The 20758-nt window shown below is 68.9% G+C and carries 23 protein-coding genes; all 23 read left to right on the top strand.

Annotated features, from left to right (window positions below; genetic code table 11):
• Positions 1-174: 174 nt before the first annotated feature.
• Positions 175-747, top strand: a complete 573-nt coding sequence (locus JZ792_RS36315) for a hypothetical protein (RefSeq protein ID WP_216917432.1) — start codon at positions 175-177, stop codon at positions 745-747.
• A gap of 50 nt (positions 748-797) precedes the next feature.
• On the top strand, positions 798-1238 hold the full coding sequence (locus tag JZ792_RS36310) for a hypothetical protein (RefSeq protein WP_216917431.1): 441 nt from the start codon (positions 798-800) through the stop codon (positions 1236-1238).
• Between the two features lie 124 nt (positions 1239-1362).
• A complete protein-coding gene (locus JZ792_RS36305) occupies positions 1363-2601 on the top strand; it encodes a hypothetical protein (RefSeq protein WP_216917430.1) in 1239 nt (412 codons plus the stop codon).
• 72 nt (positions 2602-2673) lie between these two features.
• Positions 2674-2892: a hypothetical protein gene (locus JZ792_RS36300; RefSeq protein ID WP_216917429.1), complete on the top strand. Its 219-nt coding sequence runs from the start codon at positions 2674-2676 to the stop codon at positions 2890-2892.
• Positions 2893-2984: 92 nt separating this feature from the next.
• Positions 2985-3296, top strand: a complete 312-nt coding sequence (locus tag JZ792_RS36295) for a hypothetical protein (RefSeq protein WP_216917428.1) — start codon at positions 2985-2987, stop codon at positions 3294-3296.
• 109 nt (positions 3297-3405) lie between these two features.
• The gene (locus JZ792_RS36290; RefSeq protein WP_216917427.1) at positions 3406-5322 is read left to right on the top strand and encodes a ParB/RepB/Spo0J family partition protein; all 1917 of its coding nucleotides are present in this window, start codon (positions 3406-3408) and stop codon (positions 5320-5322) included.
• Between the two features lie 94 nt (positions 5323-5416).
• Positions 5417-5749 carry a hypothetical protein gene (locus JZ792_RS36285; protein ID WP_216917426.1) on the top strand — a complete coding sequence of 111 codons (333 nt, stop codon included), beginning with the start codon at positions 5417-5419 and terminating at the stop codon, positions 5747-5749.
• Positions 5746-6618, top strand: coding sequence for a bifunctional DNA primase/polymerase (locus JZ792_RS36280; RefSeq protein WP_216917425.1), 873 nt, complete (start codon positions 5746-5748; stop codon positions 6616-6618). The genes JZ792_RS36285 and JZ792_RS36280 overlap by 4 nt, the downstream gene beginning before the upstream one ends.
• 30 nt (positions 6619-6648) lie before the next feature.
• Complete coding sequence (locus JZ792_RS36275; protein ID WP_216917424.1) at positions 6649-7443, top strand: hypothetical protein; 795 nt, start codon at positions 6649-6651, stop codon at positions 7441-7443.
• Complete coding sequence (locus JZ792_RS36270; RefSeq protein WP_216917423.1) at positions 7409-7852, top strand: hypothetical protein; 444 nt, start codon at positions 7409-7411, stop codon at positions 7850-7852. Before JZ792_RS36275 ends, JZ792_RS36270 begins: the two co-directional genes overlap by 35 nt.
• Positions 7853-7964: 112 nt before the next feature.
• Positions 7965-8297 (top strand): hypothetical protein, encoded by a 333-nt coding sequence (locus tag JZ792_RS36265; protein ID WP_216917422.1) that lies wholly within the window; start codon positions 7965-7967, stop codon positions 8295-8297.
• Positions 8298-8396: 99 nt separating this feature from the next.
• Positions 8397-9332 (top strand): DNA-processing protein DprA, encoded by a 936-nt coding sequence (locus JZ792_RS36260; RefSeq protein ID WP_216917421.1) that lies wholly within the window; start codon positions 8397-8399, stop codon positions 9330-9332.
• 116 nt (positions 9333-9448) lie between these two features.
• Positions 9449-9979, top strand: a complete 531-nt coding sequence (locus JZ792_RS36255) for a single-stranded DNA-binding protein (protein ID WP_216917420.1) — start codon at positions 9449-9451, stop codon at positions 9977-9979.
• A 225-nt stretch (positions 9980-10204) separates the two neighbouring features.
• On the top strand, positions 10205-10414 hold the full coding sequence (locus JZ792_RS36250) for a hypothetical protein (protein ID WP_216917419.1): 210 nt from the start codon (positions 10205-10207) through the stop codon (positions 10412-10414).
• Positions 10415-10494: 80 nt separating this feature from the next.
• Entirely contained in the window at positions 10495-11019 is a 525-nt protein-coding gene (locus JZ792_RS36245; RefSeq protein ID WP_216917418.1) for a hypothetical protein, read from the top strand.
• Positions 11020-11031: 12 nt separating this feature from the next.
• Positions 11032-11448: a hypothetical protein gene (locus JZ792_RS36240; RefSeq protein WP_216917417.1), complete on the top strand. Its 417-nt coding sequence runs from the start codon at positions 11032-11034 to the stop codon at positions 11446-11448.
• Positions 11449-11597: 149 nt separating this feature from the next.
• Positions 11598-11990, top strand: coding sequence for a hypothetical protein (locus JZ792_RS36235; protein WP_216917416.1), 393 nt, complete (start codon positions 11598-11600; stop codon positions 11988-11990).
• A 23-nt stretch (positions 11991-12013) separates the two neighbouring features.
• Positions 12014-12211 carry a hypothetical protein gene (locus tag JZ792_RS36230; protein WP_216917415.1) on the top strand — a complete coding sequence of 66 codons (198 nt, stop codon included), beginning with the start codon at positions 12014-12016 and terminating at the stop codon, positions 12209-12211.
• Positions 12175-12390, top strand: coding sequence for a hypothetical protein (locus tag JZ792_RS36225; protein ID WP_216917414.1), 216 nt, complete (start codon positions 12175-12177; stop codon positions 12388-12390). Before JZ792_RS36230 ends, JZ792_RS36225 begins: the two co-directional genes overlap by 37 nt.
• Positions 12391-12792: 402 nt before the next feature.
• Positions 12793-14379, top strand: coding sequence for a hypothetical protein (locus JZ792_RS36220; protein WP_216917413.1), 1587 nt, complete (start codon positions 12793-12795; stop codon positions 14377-14379).
• A 103-nt stretch (positions 14380-14482) separates the two neighbouring features.
• Positions 14483-14899 (top strand): hypothetical protein, encoded by a 417-nt coding sequence (locus tag JZ792_RS36215; RefSeq protein WP_216917412.1) that lies wholly within the window; start codon positions 14483-14485, stop codon positions 14897-14899.
• Between the two features lie 73 nt (positions 14900-14972).
• Positions 14973-15380 (top strand): DUF4326 domain-containing protein, encoded by a 408-nt coding sequence (locus JZ792_RS36210; protein ID WP_216917411.1) that lies wholly within the window; start codon positions 14973-14975, stop codon positions 15378-15380.
• Positions 15381-15753: 373 nt separating this feature from the next.
• Positions 15754-20758: MobF family relaxase (gene mobF / locus JZ792_RS36205; protein ID WP_216917410.1), on the top strand; the 5005-nt coding region annotated here is incomplete at its 3' end.

Raw genomic sequence — 20758 nt, 5'->3', positions numbered from 1 at the left:
CCCGCACCGAGATCGTGCTCACCGAGTTCGCCGACACCGCCCTCGCCCGTCGCCGCCGCACCCGAACCAACGCTTCGGGCGCGCTCGCGGCGCCGTGGGATCGGCCCGCCCGCGCCAGCTGAACCCACCCCGCCCCCTTCTACCTCACCGTTTGGACAGGAGTTCGGATTCGTCATGCCCACACCAGGTTTCAGCCTCAGCACCAATACCAACACCACCGATTACGGGGCCTCCTACACCCTGTTCTCCACCGACGACGCACCCCTGACCGGGACCGTGTTCACCGACATGGACGAACACTCGGTCTTGGTCGATGGGACCCTCGAACGCCGGTCGATGGTGATCGTGCGGTTCCTCGGCCTGCACTCACACGGTGAAGCGTTGGCCAACCCGCGGGTGCGGGCACGGTTCGTCCCCGGCGAACCCGGACGCGGAGCCGCGGCAGCAATGTGTCTGGGTGAGCCCGGACGCCTGCACCTGGATCTGGGCCACCCGCTGGGCACCGTCGATCCGGATCTGCGGGAGCTGGTGTCCGACACGGTCATCGAGATCACCGCCGAGTTCCTCACCGACGAACGCGCCGCACGACACCGTCACTACTGCGCCGACGCGCGCCGCCAGGACGCGGCCAACGCTCTCGCCGAGATCGATGTGGTCCAACAGCGCGGCTACCGACAACTGGCCGCCGCGCGCGCCGAAGCCGACGCCTCCTGGGCACTCGTGCAGGCCCTGCGCCAACAGAACTGACCACCGCGCCACCAGCGCCTACCGCATCGCAGCGCCGAGGAGATCCGACGATGACCGACACCGACCTCGCTCTCACTCCCGCGGTGCTGTCCGACCTGCGCGCTGTGCTGGCGTATGCGGAGATCGGCGAAGAACGCGACTACGCCGAATGCGACATGCAGGCCCGCGCCCATCACATCCTCCACCCGATCAGGCGCTTGTCGGTATGGCTCGAGGGCGCCGCGGCAGCGCACAAGTCGTTCGCCTACATCCAGCGGGGCGGCACGAGCACCGAGTACTACCTCCACGCCTTCGACACCGCTCCCGACGCCGAAGCCGGACGCGTGGACTGCGCCGGAGTCGACGGGGGTGGCTTTCGTACCACCGCGGTCGTGGCGATCCCCGCGCTGTCGGGCGACCAGCTCGACGCCGTCGAAGAACTCATCCGACACATCGACAACCTCACCCACACCGGCGCGGCCGACGAGGACGAGCTCGACCCGGCCGCCTGAGCACGCCCACGAGTCCCGAACCGACCCGACCCGTCCCCGGCGCTCACAACCTTGCACACGCGACACCCACCAATCTTCGGTGTCACGTGTCGTATCCGACTGTCCGAGAAGGGAACACACTCTCATGTCGATCGCTTCGACTGTGCGTCACGCCGAACTGGGCGACCTCGTCGCCCTGCTCAACGACCAGCAGGCCGCTAAACTCGACGTCCTGGCCCCCGCCTCCGCGTTGCGGGCCAGCGACGGGCTGATCGAGCTGGCCGGGGTCGAGCCGGTACTCGATGACCGTGGTGTCACCCCGGTCGACGGCCTGTACCTGCCGACGGGTGCGGCGGATTCGCATCTGGGGTCGAAGTTGAAGATCCCCGCCGGATACCTGAAATCCTTGCGGGAGATCCAACGCACCGATCTCTACGACGCCAACGTCAACGGCATGCTCCACGGCCCGACCGATCCGCGCCTGCCCGGCGAGCCTGACGAGCGCTCGTTCCTGCTGCGGTTGTTCACCTCCGGTGATCCGGATCAGCCGGGCATGTTGCGGGCGGTGCTCTCGGACCGGTACGGGATCATCGACAACCTCGACGTACTCACCGCGGTCCTCGACGGTATCCGCCTCGCCGACACCGAGGTCACGGTGCGTTCGTGTGACCTGTCGGAATCCTCCATGCACTGCAAGGTGTACTCGCCGAAGATCCGCGCGCTCGCGCCGACGTTCCTGGAGAACTATCGGACCCCGTTCGCCAACCCCGAACTCGAGGCCGAACGCCGCCGGGTCGCCGGGCAGATCGACACCGGCCGTCGTCTGGCTGCCCGCGAGGGCCGCGGTTACCGGCCCGGTGCGGAGCCGGTGGTGTTCGCAGGTTTGCGGTTCTCCAACTCCGAGATCGGCCACCACGCAGTCACGTTGAAACCGGAGTTGATGGTGCAGATCTGCGGCAACGGCTTGACGCTGCCGTTGTTCGCGTTCACCAAACGCCACGTCGGGGACCGCCTCGAGATCGGCGGCACCCGCGCCTGGTCCCAAGACACCCAACGCAAACGGCTCGCGGTCATCACCGCCGAGACCCGAGACAAGGTCACCGAGTGGATGTCACCGCAGTTCTTGGCCGCCCGCGTGGCCGAGTTGGAGCGCCACGCCGGGACCCCGGTCACCCAGCCCGAACGCACTCTCGAGGTCATGAGCAAGAAGCTCGGGTTCACCGAGGACGAACGCTCGGGCATTCTGTCGCACTTCATCGCGGGTGGCCAGCTCACCGCGGCCGGGATCGCCAACGCGGTCACCAGCTACTCCCAAACCATCCCCGACCCCGGCCGCGCCGACGACCTCGACGACCTCGCCTTGACCGCGATGACCCTGGTCTGACCGCAACCGGGGATCACCCTGCTGCTCGACATCCCCGTTTCCCTGTCCCCGCCTCTCGAAGGAGTTGTCCCCATGGCCGAGACCACCACCCTGACCCGCGCCGAATTCGACACCGCCGTCCATTTCGGTGCCGCCGGTGCGGCGACCGCGCTCGCTGCCGAGACCGTGGCCCGCTGGCGTCAGGAGTTCCCGGACTGGAAGACCAAGCACTGGAGCTACAGCGACCCCGAAGCCCCGCACGGGGCGAGGTACCTGTGCCCGATCAACGTCGCCACCCGCACCAAGAAGTAGCGGCGAACCGCGCCCGTTCCCCATCCGGCCGGACGCGCCCGCCTACTGCCTCCGGCCGACCCCTCCCATCCCGAGGAAGGACGACCACTCCCATGACGAAGAAGACGAAACAGAAACTGCGACTGCCCGCGGGGTTCGACGCGCTCGACGACATCCTCGGTCTCGACGCCGAAGGCTGCGTCGTCATCAGGTTCGGCGCCGAGCACACGATGGTGCTGACTTCGTGCTGTTTCGCCAGCGGCAAGGGCAGCAGCAATTCGATCTCCGGGGTCGTGTGCCGTGCCTGCTACCAGGACGTGCACATCAAACACGGTGGCATCGACAGCGAGATCGCCATCGCCCGCGCCGACCTCGACATCGTCATCGACGGCGATCCCCCACAACCGCGCAAGCAGAGCAAATAGCCGCTCCCCCCACATCACCCATCCATCGAAATATCGCATCCCCGAGGCAGGGACCAGTCAGTCCAAAGCTGGCGGGTCCCTGCCTCTTTCACGATAGGAGCACATCTCGATGCCCACCGACACCGACACGCCCACCACCGACACCGACACCGACACCGGCGAACCGGCCACCGCCCTCGACCCGGTCGCCGATCCGGTCGCCGCCGGGCCTGACATCGACCACGACGGCTCCGACCTCAGCGAGCCCGATCCCGCCGCCGAACGCGGTGGACTCGACGAGTTGTGCACGGGGCCGACCGTCAATCCCGTCGATCTCGAGATCGATGAGAACGTGCGCAAGTCCTTCCGGCTCGAGGACCATCCCGAGGTCACCGACTCCATCCGCGAACACGGCGTGCTGAACCCGATCCTGGTGATCCGCATGCCCGACGGCCGCCTCGTGGTGCGCGACGGTCAGGTCCGCACCCTGACCGCCCTCGCGTACGACATCACCGAGGTCCCCGTCTACATCCGCGACTACGACCCTGCTGTAGACGCGAACGAAGCCGAGATCGCGCGCATCTTCGAACAGATCACCGTCAACGACCGCCGCATCGCGCTCACCAACGGCGACCGCGCCGCCGGGGTCACCCTGGCCCTCGAGCTCGGCGCCTCGGTCACCCGGGTCGCCAAAGCGTTGCAGACCCGACGCGAGGACGCCAAACTCGTCGGCAAGATCGGAGCCTCGGCGACCGCGCGCGGGCTCATCGACGAAGACGGCCAGTACGACCTGGCCCATGCCGCGGTGATCGCCGAATACGAGAACGTCGGCGACACCGACGCCGTGCGCCGGTTGCTCAACGTGCGCAGTAGCGTATTCCAGTTCGAGGCCAACCGGATCGCCGCCGACCGCGTCGAACAGCGCGCCTACCTCGCCCACGCCCTGCCCTATGCCCAGGCCGGGCTCGGGGTCCTCACCGACTACCCCGACCTCTACGACAGCGACAACGAGTTGGTGTGCGCGGGCGAGATCGTCGACGCCGACGGCAACGCGATCGAATTCGCGCACATCGCCGCCAACCCGGCGCCGTGGCTGGTGTGGCTCGACCTCGACCAGGACCAGGTATGGGTCGAGATCGACAGCGGCCACATCGTCGACCCCGATACCGTGGACTGGAACACTCGCGACAAGCCCGACACCGAGCCCGCCGAGGGCTTGCGTCACGCCCGCGAGGTCGAACAGCGCGACCAGATACATCCCGAGTACTTCCTGGCCCGCGAGCACCTCGACACCGTCGGGCTGGCTGAACGCATCGACACCGCCACCAAACTCGACACCGACGACCGGACCGATACCGACACCGTTCTCGGTGATGGCGCGGACGCCGACGAGGGTCAGGAGCCCGGCGCGGGTGGTAGCCGTTTCGGCCAAGTCGACGCCGAGCAGGCCGCCGCGGATCGGCGCGCCGCCGCCGACGCCGCCGCCCAAGCCGCGGCGCAGGCGGCCGAGATCGAGCGGGCCGCGCGGCGGCGCGTGCGGGAACTCAACAAGCTCGGACTCGCCGCCAAGGAGACCCGGATCGAGTTCGTGACCCGGCTGCTGGCGCGCAAGACCCCGCCGACGCAGGCGGCGTTGTTCCTGACCCGGTCGATGCTGGCCGACCCGGGGCTGATCAGCGAGTACAACGCCTTCGACTCCGCGCGAAAACTGCTCGGTCTCACCGGCTACCAGTCTCGCCACGACCTGGCTGCCACCCTCGACACCACCAAACCCGCCCGCGCCCAGGTCATCGCGCTGGCTTTGGTGCTGGGTGGCTACGAACACCGCGCCGACAAGGACCTGTGGCGCTACACCGAACCCGCGGTGCGCCGCTACCTGGAATTCCTGCGCGAACTCGGCTACTGCCTCGTCCACGTCGAACTCGCCGCCCTCGGCGAGGTCAAAGCCATCGACATCGACATCGACAACCCCACCAACACCGACACCGACACCGACACCGATGCCGTGGTCGATCTCGACGAGCAGGACCTGCCCGAAGCGGCCTGAACACACCGCCACACCCGGCCGCGGTGCGCCCCGACCCGTTTCGGGCGCACCGGGCCGATTCCCGCCTTCGCGGCATTCTTCGAAGGAGTCAGTTGTGCGCACCCCCGACGAACCCGCCATCGAGACCCTGGCCCGCGTCGACACCGGCTACCGCGCCCGCAGCCTGTGCCTGATCGACGGACAGCCCGCCGACCTCACCGTCACCGTCGAGAACGACGGCGGTTTCCGCGCGACTGTGCGCGTGTTCGACCAGATGAGCCTGTCGTGGCATCCGGTGCTGCGCGCCGACCACCTCGACTACCCCCGCCTGCCCGCCGACCCTGCCCAGCAGGCCACCCTCGAACAGGTCCGCGCCCTGGTGCGCGATCTGCACGCCACCGCGGTGTGGATCTTCCGCACCGCCCGCCATCAGGGTTCGCGATGGTGACCACCACGACGGCCCGGAGCGAGGTCGTGGACCTGCGGGGGTTCGCCCTCGACCTGGCCGCGCGCGGGTGGCCGGTCTTCCCGGTCCGGCCCGGAGCGAAGAAACCGCCGGTGTTCACACGCTGGCCCGACCACGCCAGCACCGACCCGGCCCGCATCCACCGGTGGTGGGACCAGGACCCGGCCAGAAATATCGCGATCGCGACCGGGACGGCCGGGTTGTGCGTGATCGACCTCGACCCCCGCCACATGAGCCCGCCTGTAGCGGGGTTCGCCGACGCGCTGACCCGGCTCGCCACCCGGATCAGCGTGCCGGTGCCGGTGACGTGGACGGTGGCCACCCCACACGGCTGGCACCTCTACTACCAGGCTCCCGAGACACCGCGGCTGTCGTGCACGGTCGGGCGTCTCGCCGACGGGATCGACACCCGAAGCCACGGCGGCTACGTCCTGGCCCCAGGATCGCGCACCCGCCACGGCGACTACACCGTCATCGCCGACCATCCGGTGGCCGATCTCCCCGCCGAGCTCGTCGGCGCGCTCACCCCACCGCCACCGCCGCCCGCGTGGCGAGTGCCCGCGACCGCGACCCATCCCGACGCCTACCTCGCGGCCATCCTCGCCGGGGAAGCCCACCGGGTCACCACCGCCCGGGTGCGGATGCGCAACCACACCCTGTTCCGGTCCGCGCTCGTACTCGGACGGCTCGTGGCCGCCGACGAGATCACCGAACACCACGCCCACACCGTCCTGTCCGACGCCGCAGCCGTGCACGTCGGGGTCGAAGGGTTCACCACCGGCGAAGCCGATCGAACCATCGCCAACGGCCTGCGCTACTCCTGTAGCCGTCCCCGCTACCTGCGGCGATAACCCGCCGCCAGCACTGGAAGGAGAAGACTCATGTCGGATCCGAATGTTGAGGTCGTGGTAGTCCGTGACCCGTCCTCGCAAACCGAGGTGTCGGTGTCTATCGACGGCGTCGCGGTGGACTGTCTGTCGGTGGTGATCGATGCCGGTCGCGGCTGGGACTGGGACGACTGGCGCGAGTTCCGCGACGCCACCCTGACCGAACCACTCAGCCCGGCAGCCCGTGCGGAGTTGATCGACGCCTTCGACGACCCGCCCGGCGGTGAATACGTGATGGGCCGCGACCGCACACACTGGCTCGACGGCCTCGATCCCGAGGACCGACTCCCCGTCCGCTACCGGCTCACCGGGCCGCGCACGGTCACCGTCACCGTGCCCGCCGACACCGACATCGACACGTTCGCGGTGACCTATCTGCGCGAGCACCTGTCCGAGGGACACCGGCTACTGCACCACCACCGCACCACGGCCGCCGACACGGTCGCGGCCGGGACCATCACCAACTGGGACATGGTGTTGACCGCGGCGATCGCCGACACCAGCGGTGAGACCACCGCCCACCAACTGCTCTACCGCTACACCCGCACCACCGACATCGACACCGACTCCGGGCAGGTGCGGGTCGAACTGCGCCACCGCCACGAAATCGAGGGCAGCGACTACTACCGCGGCCTGGACCCTGCTCTGCTCGCACCGCTTACACCGGCCACGCGCAGCCGCGCGAACCTCTGGCGATGCGGGTCCAGCAATCCGCCGCACCAGCGGCCACCACAGGAAAGGACACCTCACCGCAATGACTACGGCCCACTTGTGGTTTCGCCGCGCTGACGTGCTCGAACTCGCCGAGCACGCCATGGCCTCCCCTGAGCACCGCACCGATCCCTACGCCGAATCCGGTCCGGGGGCGCCGTCGCTGCTCTGGGTCAAGGACGACGGGATCTATCTGCTCAGCAGCGGGCTGCCCGGCCAACCCCGAACCGATGCCGATCACCCCGACAGCAAGATGCATGTCGTCTACGCCCACGGCAACGGTCACGGCACCCACTGGCACCACGGCCCACCGCTGGGCGACGACTTCGTCGAATACCTCCCGCTGACCGCGCCCCTGGGCGAGGACGCGACACCGTTCATCGACCTCCTGCGCCGCGCCGATACCGACAACGACGCCGCCTGGCTGGTCATCACCGTCGAGCCGAACGCCGCCTACATCGAACTCCGTGACACCGGCCCCTCCTGAGAACCGGGCGACGCGGAATACGACACAGGCAGCGAGTCCAGCCGGTCCGCCGATCCGTAGCAGTCGTCCCATTCGCCGCTGTCCCTCGACCACCGGAGCCCGGAGGACCCGCATGCTCGATTCCACACCGAATCCCTCGATCACTGCACCGATCTCATCGTCATCCATCCACGCCATCTCCGCATCCGATACGGACCTGCGCCTCCAGTTCTGCCGCGGCGATGCCGACCTCACCGCCCACCCCGGCAGTGACACTCCCGCAACCGAGGTCCGACTGTGGGACCACGACGTGTGTCTGGCCGCGGTCACCCACGACACCGACGGATGGGCCTATGCCGGAGGCGACCACGGGCACCGGATCACCGACGAACACCTGCACGCCCGATTCGCCGACTGGCACGAAGCCCTGCACACGCTCACCGGACTCACCCTGCCACCCGCATAAGGCCCCGACCCACCCGAAGCCGGTGCACGGGCATGTCGCGGGTCACCCGCGCCGCTGGGCACAACGGCTCAGCCACCACGACTTTCGAGGAGTACTGCCATGCACACGATCGCCCCGGTCTCCGATACGCGGCTACGGGCCTGGGCGGTCCTGGCCCGCGCCGCCCTCACCCCGGCCGCCTATCCTCGCGTGGTCCTGGCCACCCGTGCCGTCGCACCCGATATCGAGGACGCCGCCGACCGGATCGGGGCGCTGGTGGCCGAACCCGGATCGGGGGCCTCGATCGCCGAGCTGGCCGCCTGCGACCTCGACCGCGCCGAGCGCGCCGGGGCGTGGCTGCTCACCCCCGACGAACCGGCCTGGGCCGGTCTGGGATTCGATGATCTGGACTCCCGTGACAGCCGCTATCTCGACGCACCGGTCGCGGTGTGGGTGCGCGGCAGCATCGACCCGGTGTCGGTGCTGACCCGCGTCGGTGTCGTCGGTGCCCGGGCGGTCTCCCCGCGCGGTGCCGCCATCACCGGTCAGATCGCGGGTGAGCTCGTCGAACGCGGTGTGCACATCGTGAGCGGCGGCGCCTACGGCGTGGACGTGATCGCGCACCGGGCGGCCCTGGCCCAGGGTGTGGCGACCACGCTCGTATCCGCGGCCGGGATCGACCGCGTCTACCCCACCGCGCACCTCGAGGTGTTCGACGCCGTCGCCGAAACCGGCGCGATCATCTCCGAATACCCGCCCCGAGACGGCGTGGAACCTCCGCGGCTGCTCGCGCGTAATCGCCTGGTCGCGGCCATGTCGCGGCAACTGGTGATCACCGAGGCCGGAGTACGTTCGGGCACCCTCGCGACAGTGCGGTGGGCGCGGCGGCTGCATCGGCCGGTGCTGGCCGTGCCCGCCGACTTCGGTGCAGCCGCGCGGGGCTGCGACCTACTGATCGGCGAGGGCCACGCCCGCCCCGTGCACTCGCTCACCGAGGTCCTCACCGCGCTCGGCGAGACCGCCGAACCCGAACCCCGCCACCCGCTCGCCTACTAGCCACGCGCCACTGCCTCGCGAGTGCGTCCGCGAGGGGCGGGGTGCTGCGGACGTGGTCTGCGGACCGCGTGAATTCGTCTGTCCCTGTTGATCATCGACTCTCGAGGAGAACCACTATGGCCGGAGATACCGTCCTCACCGTGATCGGGAACCTGACTTCCGATCCAGAGCTCAAGTTCACCCCCGCGGGTGTCGCGGTCGCGAATTTCACCGTCGCGTCCACCCCGCGATTCTTCGATCGCAACGCCAACGAGTGGAAGGACGCCGAGGCGCTGTTCCTGCGGTGCAGCATCTGGCGCGAGGCCGCGGAGAACGTCGCCGAATCGCTGACCCGGGGCGCGCGTGTGATCGTGAGTGGACGTTTGAAGCAGCGCACTTATGAGACCCGCGACGGTGAGAAACGCACCGTCGTGGAACTCGAGGTCGACGAGGTCGGCCCGTCGCTGCGCTACGCCACCGCGAAGGTCAACAAGCAGAAGACCAGCCGCGGTAGCGCGAACAACGGTAGCAGTGACCGCTCCCGCGATCTCGTCGGGGCGGCCACCGGAAGCCGCGCCGGTGACGACGACCCCTGGGCCGCCACCGGCAGCGCATTCGGTGGCGGGTTCGGAAACGGATTCGGCGGCAGCGAGAAGCCCCCGTTCTAGAAACGCCCACCCGCGGTAGCACCTTCGGCCCGATCGCGCCGACGGCCGCGCCGCAGGGCATGGCGGCACCCGGGCAGTTCGCGCGGGTGCCGCCATCTGCCCGTGCGGTCTGATCGCGGTCCGCGCGCCGCTCCCCCGGCGGCGCTGACCGCACCATCGCGGACTTCCCGGTCCGGAGCGCCCGGACCGTGGGTGCCGATCGACTGTCGAAAGGCCGAGTACCGCGTGAACGATTCCGAGACGAACTCGACCTACGCCCGCCTCCAGGGCGACTGGGAGCCGCGCTGGTACAGCGTGCTCGGCCCGGAAGGGCAGCTCTGGTGCGAGTGCAGCGACCGCGACGAAGCGGTCGCGGCCATGCGCCCCGGTGATCGCCTCCTACGTACCTGGGAACGAACCTGCCGCGAGTCGCAGATACGCGAAGAACAGCCCTGAACCTCACCCCGCCACCTCGATATCGGTGGCGTACCCCGAACGGCGATCCGTCGCCATCACGCCCGGACCAGGAGACCATGATGAACCAGCCCGCCCTCACCGAACCTCTCCCGCTCACCGCGTCGGCAGCGGCGGCGACGGAGTTGCTCGCGCTCGCCGAGCACGCGCCCGCGCGGGCACGGGCCGCACTCGCCGCGACGCTGGGCGATCTGGCACCGCAGGACTGGGCCTGGCTGGGACTGCTGCACCGCGGTCACGCCCACTCACAGACTGCCGCCCTGTCCAGAGTCCTCGCTCTCGCCGCGGCCCGCCTCGGCACCGACGGCATCGATCCACTCGACCGTCCGGCGCACCCCGCCACCGGCGTCGAGGTGATCGAGGTCCCGATCGAGGTCGAGGTGGCCGATTGGGTGCACCGCCCGGTCCGCGAGGACTGCTACGACCTGCGCCTGCACGCCGAACCGAGCCTGGCCACCGACGCCAGGCGCACCACCGACGCCGCGATCGCGGCACGGGCCCGCCGCCGACCGGCCCGCCGCCCAGTCGACGCCACCGTCCTGGGAGAGGGGACCAGGATCGGTTCGCGCGACCGGCTGGTCGCCTGAGCGGGGTATGCAGTGAGCGCCGACGACCCCCGGGAGACGGCCACGATCCAGATCCGGTTCCTGCGCCACCTGCTCGACCGACTCGACGCCCTCGCCGAGCAGGCCAGCCCGTGGGACGGGATCCGCCGCCTGCGCGAAGTCATCGCCGTGCGCCTGAGCGTCATCACCGACACCGAACCAGCCGAACCCGCAGCCGACGGCGCGGGATACGGCCGGTGCGCGCTGATCAGAGTCGAATTGCACCGGCTGCGCGACACCCGCACCGCGACCACGATCACCACCCGCGACGGGCACAGCCACCGAGGCCGTGTACTGGCGGTCGGTCACCACCACACTGCCGTCCACACCGACCTCGGGCTCGCCCCGGTGCTGGTGCCGCTGCGGTTCATCGAATCGGTGGACCCGCTCGAGTCTTCCGCCCGGCCCTGACCGCTTCCGGCGGCACAACCGACAGCCCGTCGCACGAGGCCGCCACGTCTACACCGCGAGCCCTCGCAGGACCACCTCGGGTTCAGAGCACGCGCGCAACCGGGGCGAGCCTCCATCACGCCCATCCCGGCGACAGACAGGAGAGCGAGATGCCCATCGACTCCCCCAATGCTCCCGCGCCCGAACACATCGCGGCTCCGCTGCTGGCCGCCCACGTTCCCGAGGTCGAGTTCCTGACCGGGATCGGCGGCAATCCCCGCGTTGTGGACACCGGCGGGATCCCGATGTTCGCGTTCGTGGCGATCGAGGCCGAGGCCGGGCCGGTCATCGACCCGACCGGCACCCTCTACGTCCTGATCACCAGCATCGACGCCGGACTGGCCGAGCGGCGCGACGAGATCGACAGTTGGACCGTCGCCATCTACGACGCCGCCTGGTCCCACGACGAATCCGTCAGCGCCGCCGAGAGCACCACCGGTTTCACCGCCGCCTGGCAACAGGCGTGGATGCGCCTGGAGCGCCCCGACGACCGGCACACCTGACACCGATTCCGAAGGAAGTCACCGTGCCCGACACCATCACCGAGGCCGACCTCGAGCGGCTGCTCTCGCTCGGTGTCCTGCGCCTCGAACCGATCTCGATCCGGACGATCGAGGACATCGAAGACGTCCTGCACGCAGCGATCTACTCCCTGGGTGGGCAGCTGCGTGCGATCTCGGCGAGATCGTGCTGTGGCGCGTCGACGACGCACACCTGCTGCTGACCGTCGAGGTGAGCGAACAGCTGCGGCTGGCCAGCGGGAGTGTGGACGTCGCCGAGACCTTCACACATCCCGACCTCGACGCCACCCGGGCCGACGCCGTCCGTCACATCCTCGACCAACTCCTCGCGCAACGCCACGCGCTGATCACCGCACTCGACGCACACACCGCACCGTTCTGACCACCCCGCACCCGGGCTAGAAGGCGACCAGCGCCCCGGTGCCGGTCGCGTCAGCGATCAGAGGGTTGCGGTTGGTGAGGGCTGACCGTCTGGACGTCTGCCCCGCCTGTCTGAGTGCTACCAGCGCGTGAGCCCGCCACGGCTACGGGCCCGCGCCCGGCCGTCACCGAATTCGCCCAGCGCGCCGCTCATCTCGTCTCCGACGGCAGGGTGGTCGTGCGCAGCGAATTCGGCGTCGTCCTTCCGGCGCGTTCCCTGCGCCGTGTCGGGCTCCCACCCTGGTCGATCGCACTCAGGCGGGTCAGACGACCAGCCGCCCAGCCCCGTGCCGGGGTTACGTACACGTCGTGTGTGCGTCCGGCACGGGGCCGAGCTGTTTCTCCGACAGAACAGGACCCAGTGATGACCGCAACGTTGAACGCACCCGTTACCGACACCCTCACCGAGACCGTCACCGATGTCGAGACCCTCACTCCCTTCACCGCCGCGCTCGGGGAGATCGAATACCTGCTCGACACCGATCCCGACCGCGCACGAGAGCGTTTCACCGACGTGCTGGCACTGGCTTCCCCGGCCGAGCGCGAACTGCTCGAGCACGCCGCCGCGCGCATGGAGCGCTCCCCCTGGAAGACCGCGGCCCGCCAGCTCGGCTGGATGGCCAAGAGCCGACCCGAGCTGCGCGCCATGATCATCGACCACACCGCCGACGGTGATCCCGGCCTTTACCGGCCCGAACTCCCCCAGCCCTCCGAGACCTCGATCGAGGCGGCCGAATGGGTGCGCCGCTCCATCCACGACCGACGAAACCGCGACCGCTACACCGCGACCCCCAGCGCGGCCACCGACGCCGCCCGCTACCAGCCCGACAAGATCGCCGCGCGCCGTGCCCGCATCCCCGCCCCCACCACCGGGACGGTGAGCCTGCGCCACCGCGCGCGTGACCTCGCGGTCGCCGAACGCCCCCAGCACGAATACGCGGGATACGCCGCACAGCGGTTGTACGCCATCGACACCGCCGTCGACGACGACCGCACCCCGCCGGTACCCGAACCGCGGAAGAAGGCCGGGCAGGTGTGGGCGCACGTGCAAGCCGAGCTGTGGGACCGCTCCTACTTCCTGCACGTCGCCGAGTGCTACACCGAAAACGACCGGCACCTGCTCGCCCCCGAACTCCCCGAGCGCCACATCACACCCGCGCGCCGGTACGCCGGTCTCGAGGACGCGGCCCGGGAGTTTCTGCGCGGACACGACATCGAGCCCGAACCCTCCGCGCGGGCGCGCGGCGCGCGTGCCCGCCGCACCCGGCCGCAGTTCCCGCCGCGCATCACCACCGCCGACCAGTCCCGCTTCGCCGCACGGCGCACCGGGCTCGCGGTCCCCAGCGACCGCGACGAGTATCTGCCCTACAGCGAACTCGACATCCGTGAATCCACCTGGCAGGGCTCCGGACTCGACTACGACCTCGCCGCGATGACCCCGTATCTCGGATGGCCGTGCGTGGGCTGCTGGATCGACCGGCCCGCCGCCGACCGCCGCCCCTTCCACACCCGCCACGGGATCGTGGTCAGCGACGACGGGCTCTGCGATGTCTGCCGCGCCGACGGCCACCCCACCATCCCCGCACTGCCTGCCGGGTTCGGGATGCGGAGCTTCGTCGAATCCCGCTGCGCCCACATCGCCGCCGCCCACCCCGAACAGGTGCGCGCGTTGCTGGATCGGGTGCGCGCGGCGGCGGCGAACTCCGGACCGACTTGGCGGCTGATCACCCGCTGGATGGCGATGAACCTGGGCCAGCCCGAACGCGCACCCCGCACCGCCGCCGCGAGTCGGCCGCGCCGGGGCGGTTCCGCGCTCGGTGCCGGGCAGCGCATCGGACGCTGCGACGCCTGCGCCCGAAACGGTGTCGTGCACGCCGACAACTACTGCACCGACTGCCGCATCGACCTCGGCCTCGTCCCCGCCACTCGCCGCGGCGCAGCGGTGGCCTGACCTTTCCCTGCTCGACTCTCCCTCCCGTGTTCTCCGGTCCGCCGCGGTGTCGATCCCTGCGGCGGACCGGTCCACCACCACCTGATACGACAGGAGCACCACCGTGCATCGACTCCCGAACCGAGCGCGCCGCGCCCTCGCAGCGCTACACGAGCGCACCCGTGCATCCCGCCGCCGCCCGACCGGAGTCCAGGTGCGGGTCTACCTCAACACCGACCCGACCGCCCTGCTGACCGGGTACCGGCCCGACGCGCCCGTCACGCTGGCCTACACCTACCAGCTCCACGCCGACCCGGCCGCCGACGGCGACGAGGTTCTGCTAGAACGCGTCTTCGCCACGTTCAACGACCACCCCGAACACGACGACGACCAGATCCACACCGACACCTGGTACGCCGAGGGACTCCTGGGCGTGACCGGATTGCGGTCGCTGTCGGTCGGTGACCTCGTCGCACTCGACGACCGCCACTACGCCTGCGGGTCCCGCGGATGGACACGCGTGCCCACACCACCCCACTGACCGGAACCCGCGAGACCGCACCGAGCAACAACGTCCGCGATCCCACCAACTCCGACCGGAAGGACCACGCGCCATGACCGACCTCGCGCCGCCCACCGATCCCGCGCGCCTCACGATCACCGAACTACACCAGACCCTCGCCACCGGACGACCGGTCGTGGTATCCATGCGCACCGCTGCCGGACACGCACACCTGATCGAGTGGGCACGCCGCCACCAACTGTTCGTGCCCGTCGACCGCACCAGCAGTTGGGGCAACCCGTTCATCCTCGGCCGCGACGGCAACCGCGACGACGTCCTGCGCGCGCACGCCCGACACCTCACCGACCGACCGGCACTCCTGGACCGCCTGCGTCGCGGCGAACTAGCCGCCCGCGTACTGGGCTGCTGGTGCGCACCCAAACCCTGTCACGGCCACACCCTCGCCACCCTGAGCCTCGACCCCGACCTCCACCCACTCGCGGCGATCCGGACCCGGTAGCACGGGCGAACCGCAACCGCCGGACCATCCGGGCATCCGAGAGCCGCCATCACCGTAGGAACCGAATCCACCGCTCCGGTTCCCATCTACCCCATCGCCTCGCACTCACTCAACACCCACACGCCGCTTCCCACTCTCTCTCCCGCCATACACACCCGCACCCACCACCCGCCAACTACACTCATGTACTCATCCACACCCTTCACCCCTTCATCCACATCCTTTTTCTCAAGCACACCTCTGGCATCGAGGGGCATCTACGAGGGTGGTTTCGGTAACGATCCGGTCACATCCTGGAAAGTTGCTTGATCAACCACTAAATCTATAACTCGACCCTCTCGACTTTTCGAGCATTTTCGTGCTCGATGGATTTATGACCGCGACGATCCATAAAGTCGTCGCAGGCAATGGATACCAATATTACCTGCGAAATGTCGCCGCTGGAGATAACGACTCCCGCGGTCGATCCTCGCTGTCCGATTATTATTCCGCGCACGGCGAGTCTCCGGGTGCGTGGCACGGTGCCGGTTTGGCCTCCCTCGGCATCGGCGCCGGTACGGAAGTGACCGAGTCACAGATGAAATCGCTGTTCGGAATGGGTCGACATCCCAACGGCGAACAGATCGAAGACAGCATCTACGACGCACGCTTGGCGGCCGGTGATACACCGAGAGCGGCGCACAAAGCGGCCGATAAAGCGTCACGTTTGGGCAATCCATTTCGCGTTTACACTCCCGATTCCGACTACCGAAAACAGTGCGCGCAGGCATACGAGACACACAATATCGCGCACGGGAAACCGCGAAACGATCGCATTGCTGATGAGGTGCGGGCGCAGATCCGGTCGTATGTCGCGTTCGATATGTTCACCGACGCCTACCAGCGGCCACCCCTGGATGAGCGCGAACTGTCGGGATGGATCGCCAAGAACTCACGCCCACCGACAACCGCGGTCGCGGGTTTCGACATCACGTTCTCACCGGTGAAGTCGGTGTCGGCGCTGTGGGCGCTGGCCCCGCGCGGTATCTCGGAGAAGATCGAGGCCGCCCACCACGCGGCGATCGGGGATGCGTTGGGGTGGTTGCAGCGCAAGGGGATCTTCACTCGCCTGGGCCGAAACGGTGTCCGCCAGGTCGATGTGGAGGGCATCGTCGCCGCGAGTTTCACCCACCGCGATAGCCGTGCCGGTGACCCGGACCTGCACACTCACGTGTTGATCGCCAACCGTGTCCGCACCATCGACGGGCTGTGGCGCACTCTGGACAGCGCCACCCTGCACCACGTGGTAGTGACCGTGAGCGAGATCTACAACACCCGCCTCGAGCACCACCTCGAGGACACCATCGGTGTCGAGTTCGCGCCACGACCGGGCACCGACCCGAACAAACGCCCGATCCGTGAGATCGTCGGCATCCCGATCCAGTTGATCGAGGCGTGGTCGCGACGCGAAACCGCGATCCGCACCCGCGTCGAGGAACTGTCCGCCACCTTCCAATACCGCCACGGTCGCGAACCCATCCCCAGCGAAGTGCGTGACCTGGCCCAGCAAGCCACCCTCGAAACCCGCCCCACCAAACACGGACTGCGATCCTTCGCCCAACAACGCCGCACCTGGCGGGCCGAAGCGATCGCGCTCCTCGGTGACCGAGAAGCCCTCGCTCGGGTGGTCTCGACCGCGTTGAATCCACTGCGCGCACCACGAGTGACAGCGACGGGTGAGTGGATCGCGCGCACCGCTGACCAGGTCCTCGAGGTCGTGGCCGAACACCGCTCGACGTGGCGGGCAGCCAATGTTCGTGCCGAGATCGAACGCCAGGTCCGTGGCAAGATCCACGGCAGGGACTGGGAACAGGTCGCCGAGGCCGTGCTCGCCGACGCTCTCGCACCGTCGCGTTCGATCCCGCGCGGTGACCCCGATATCGCCGCGCAGCCCGACCTGGCGAGGGTTCCCGGCGCGTTGGCGCGCGGTGACGGTGCCAGCGTCTATCGTCACGCGGGTTCGCAGATCTACACCTCGGTCGAGGTGTTGGCGGCGGAGAAGGCGCTGATCGAGCTGTCGGTGCAGGCCGGCGCCCGGCAATTGGACCGGGACATGGTCAGCGCGGCTGTGCGTGACTACAACGCCGCGAATCCGGATCGGCCGTTGAATGCCGGTCAGGCCGGGGTGATCGAAGGGTTCGCCACCTCCGGTTTGCGGGTGCATACCGCCAACGCCCCGGCGGGTTCGGGCAAGACGACCGCGATGGCGGTGCTGACCACGGCCTGGAATTCCAGCGGCGGTGCGGTGCTGGGATTGGCGCCGACCGCCTCGGCCGCGGCGGTGCTCGGTGAGTCGATCGGTGCCCGGTGTGAGACCGTCGACAAACTCCTCGACGTCCTCACCCGGCACACACCGAGCGCGAACAATCCCGCACCGGAGCGGGATCTCCCCGCGTCGTTGCCGCAGTGGGTGCTCGACATCGACGCTGACACGTTGGTGATCGTCGACGAACACGTCAAACTCGGCACCCTCAAACGCCTGCGCCTGCTGCAATTTCTGACCGACCGTGGCGCGACCATCCGGTGCATCGGCGACGATCACCAACTCCCCAGCATCGAGGCCGGCGGCGCGGACACCGACATGCACACCGCCGCACCCGAGCACACTCTCACGCTCACCCACGTCGTGCGGTTCGCCTCCACCGCCGAAGCCTCAGCCAGCTTGAGCCTGCGCGAGGGCGATCCGGCAGCGCTGGGCTGGTATCTGGACAACCAACGAATCCACGCCGGACACGTCGGCGCCACCCACGACGACACCTACACCGCATGGGCCGTCGATCACCTCGCCGATCGCGACACCATCATGTTGGCCGCCAACCACGAGGTCGTCACCGCGTTGAACGAACGCGCCCGCACCGACCGCCTCGCGCGTGAGGGTGGGGTTGTCGGTGCCGAAGTGCTGCTCGCCGACGGCCTGACCGCGAGTGTCGGTGACACGATCCGTACCCGCCGCAACAACCCGCGACTGCGATTGGGTGACGCCGATTGGGTACGCAACGGCTACGTCTGGACCGTCGAGACCGTGCATTCCGACGGCAGTATCACCGCGAACCTGCACGGAAAAACGCGCGCGAGTGTGCGTCTTCCTGCCGACTATGTCGCGCAACATGTGCGGTTCGGGTACGCGGCGACGATCGATTCCGCGCAAGGAATCACCGCCGATTCGTGTCATGTCGCGCTCACCGGGGGCGAAACCAGGCAGCAGTTGTATGTCGCGATGACCCGCGGTGTGCACACCAACGACGCCTACATTCCGACCGCGTTGAGCGGTGAAGAGGGCTCGTTCTGGACCGAACCGGCGGTGTATCCACGCACCGCCGTCGAAACTATCGTGGCGATCCTGGCGCGCGACGGTGCCCAGAAATCGGCGCACACGCAGTTGCGGGAGGTGTTGAATCCGCATGGGCGGCTGGGACGCGCACTCGATATCTACCTCGATTCCCTCGGCCTCGCCGCAGAGAACGCGCTCGGCACGCACGGTCTGGCCCGCCTGGATGCCGCCGCCGAAGCACTGCGCCCGAACCTGACCGACAGTCCCGCCTACCCGGTCCTGCGCCAACACCTCGCCGTCCTCGCCGCCTCCGGCCGCGACCCGGTACACGAACTACACACCGCCGCCGCCATGCACGAACTCGACACCGCCGCCGATCCCGCCGCCGTCCTGACCTGGCGACTCGACCCCACCGGGGCGCACTCGGCCGGAACCGGGCCACTGCTCTGGACGCACGGCATCCCGGCCGGTCTCGACTCCGATGCCACTCAGGTCGCGGCCCGCGCGCGGATCGTCGCCGACCTGGCCGCGCAAATTCGCCGCGACACACAGACATGGACACCCGTGACCGCGCCCGTGTGGGCACGCCCGCTACTCGGCACGAAGGGCGACGTGCTCGCGGAGGTGGCGGTGTGGCGTGCCAGCCTGCACATCGACGACACCGACCTGCGGCCCACCGGACCGAACCGGTACGCCGTCCTCGAACACCGACACCAACAGTTCCTCGACACCCGCGTCGAAGCAGCGCTCGGCGACATCACACGCCCGCTCCACCAGTGGGCCGACCTCATCGGCAGTATCGAGCCCCGGATCCTGGCCGATCCGTATTGGACGGTCCTCGCCGCCCGCATCGACCTCGCCGCCCGCGCCGGAATCGACATCGCTCACCGCCTCGCCGACGCCGCCGCAGTGCGGCCGTTGCCCGACGAAATGCCCGCCGCCGCGCTCTGGTCACGCCTGGAACTCGAACCCTCCGCGCTCGACGGCGACCTGAACCTGCGACCGGACTGGATCACCGACCTGCACACCGTGCTCGGTCAAGACGTCACCGACCGCGTCGTCAACGACCCGGCCTGGCCGCGTCTGGTCGCCGCCATCGACCGCGCCACCGGCACGACATGGACGCCACTGCAACTACTCACCACCGCGAACGAACTGCTCGCCGCCGCCACCCCCGACGAGAACACCGGGCTACGTCCCGACCAGATCGCCGCCGCACTGGCCTGGCGCATCGACGCACTCCTGCACCACACCGCCACCACCGACAACCAGCCCACCACACCCCGAAACGAACCACACATGCAACAGCCCACCGAAACCACTTTCGACGAACCACCGCCGCTCGACCCCGAACCTGTCCGCGCGCCCGAGAGCAGTCACACCGAGACGATCGAGACGATCGCCGAACTGTTCCGGACCGGCGACATCAATGCCGCGGTGCGACGATTCCGCGAATTCGACCACCACGCCACCGAAGACCAACGCTGGGTCATCACCGAAGTCGCCGACACCCTCTACCGCAACGCATTCCCCGTCGCCCGCGCGCGACTGCGCTGGGCCGGTGAACGTTACCCGCAACACCGCGTACTCATCGACGCCTGCACACCCGACACCGATCCCCACGTCTACCAACCCGACACAGCACCTCGGCGATCTTCATTCGACCACAGCCGTCCAGCCCCGCGAGATCACACGGCCCGCCTCGACCGCACGCTCATCAGCGACCCTCTGCCCGACCCGATAGTCCGCGCACGACGAGCCGAACAGGAATATCAGGACACCCGCGCCGGAGTCGACGACCAGCCTGGTGCTCGCCCCGACGCCGACGAAGTACGCCGACTCACCGGCGACCCGAACCAACGCCGACCGGGTCGCGAGCGCGCCGACGATGTCGATGACCGCCCCACAAACCCAGTGGCCGGACGCAGCTACCGCCGCGACGACGCCCGAGACCTCGTCCCCGACGGCTACGCCCTCGACTACGACAAAGCCGGTGCCGCCCGCACCCGCGGTCTGGAATGCGTGTCCTGTGGCATCGAACGCCGACCCATCGACGCCACCCCCATCC

Source organism: Nocardia noduli (assembly GCF_019038455.1).
Lineage (GTDB): Bacteria > Actinomycetota > Actinomycetes > Mycobacteriales > Mycobacteriaceae > Nocardia > Nocardia noduli.
Note: the sequence above shows the minus strand (reverse complement) of the source record. Positions and strands in the feature narration are given on the sequence as shown.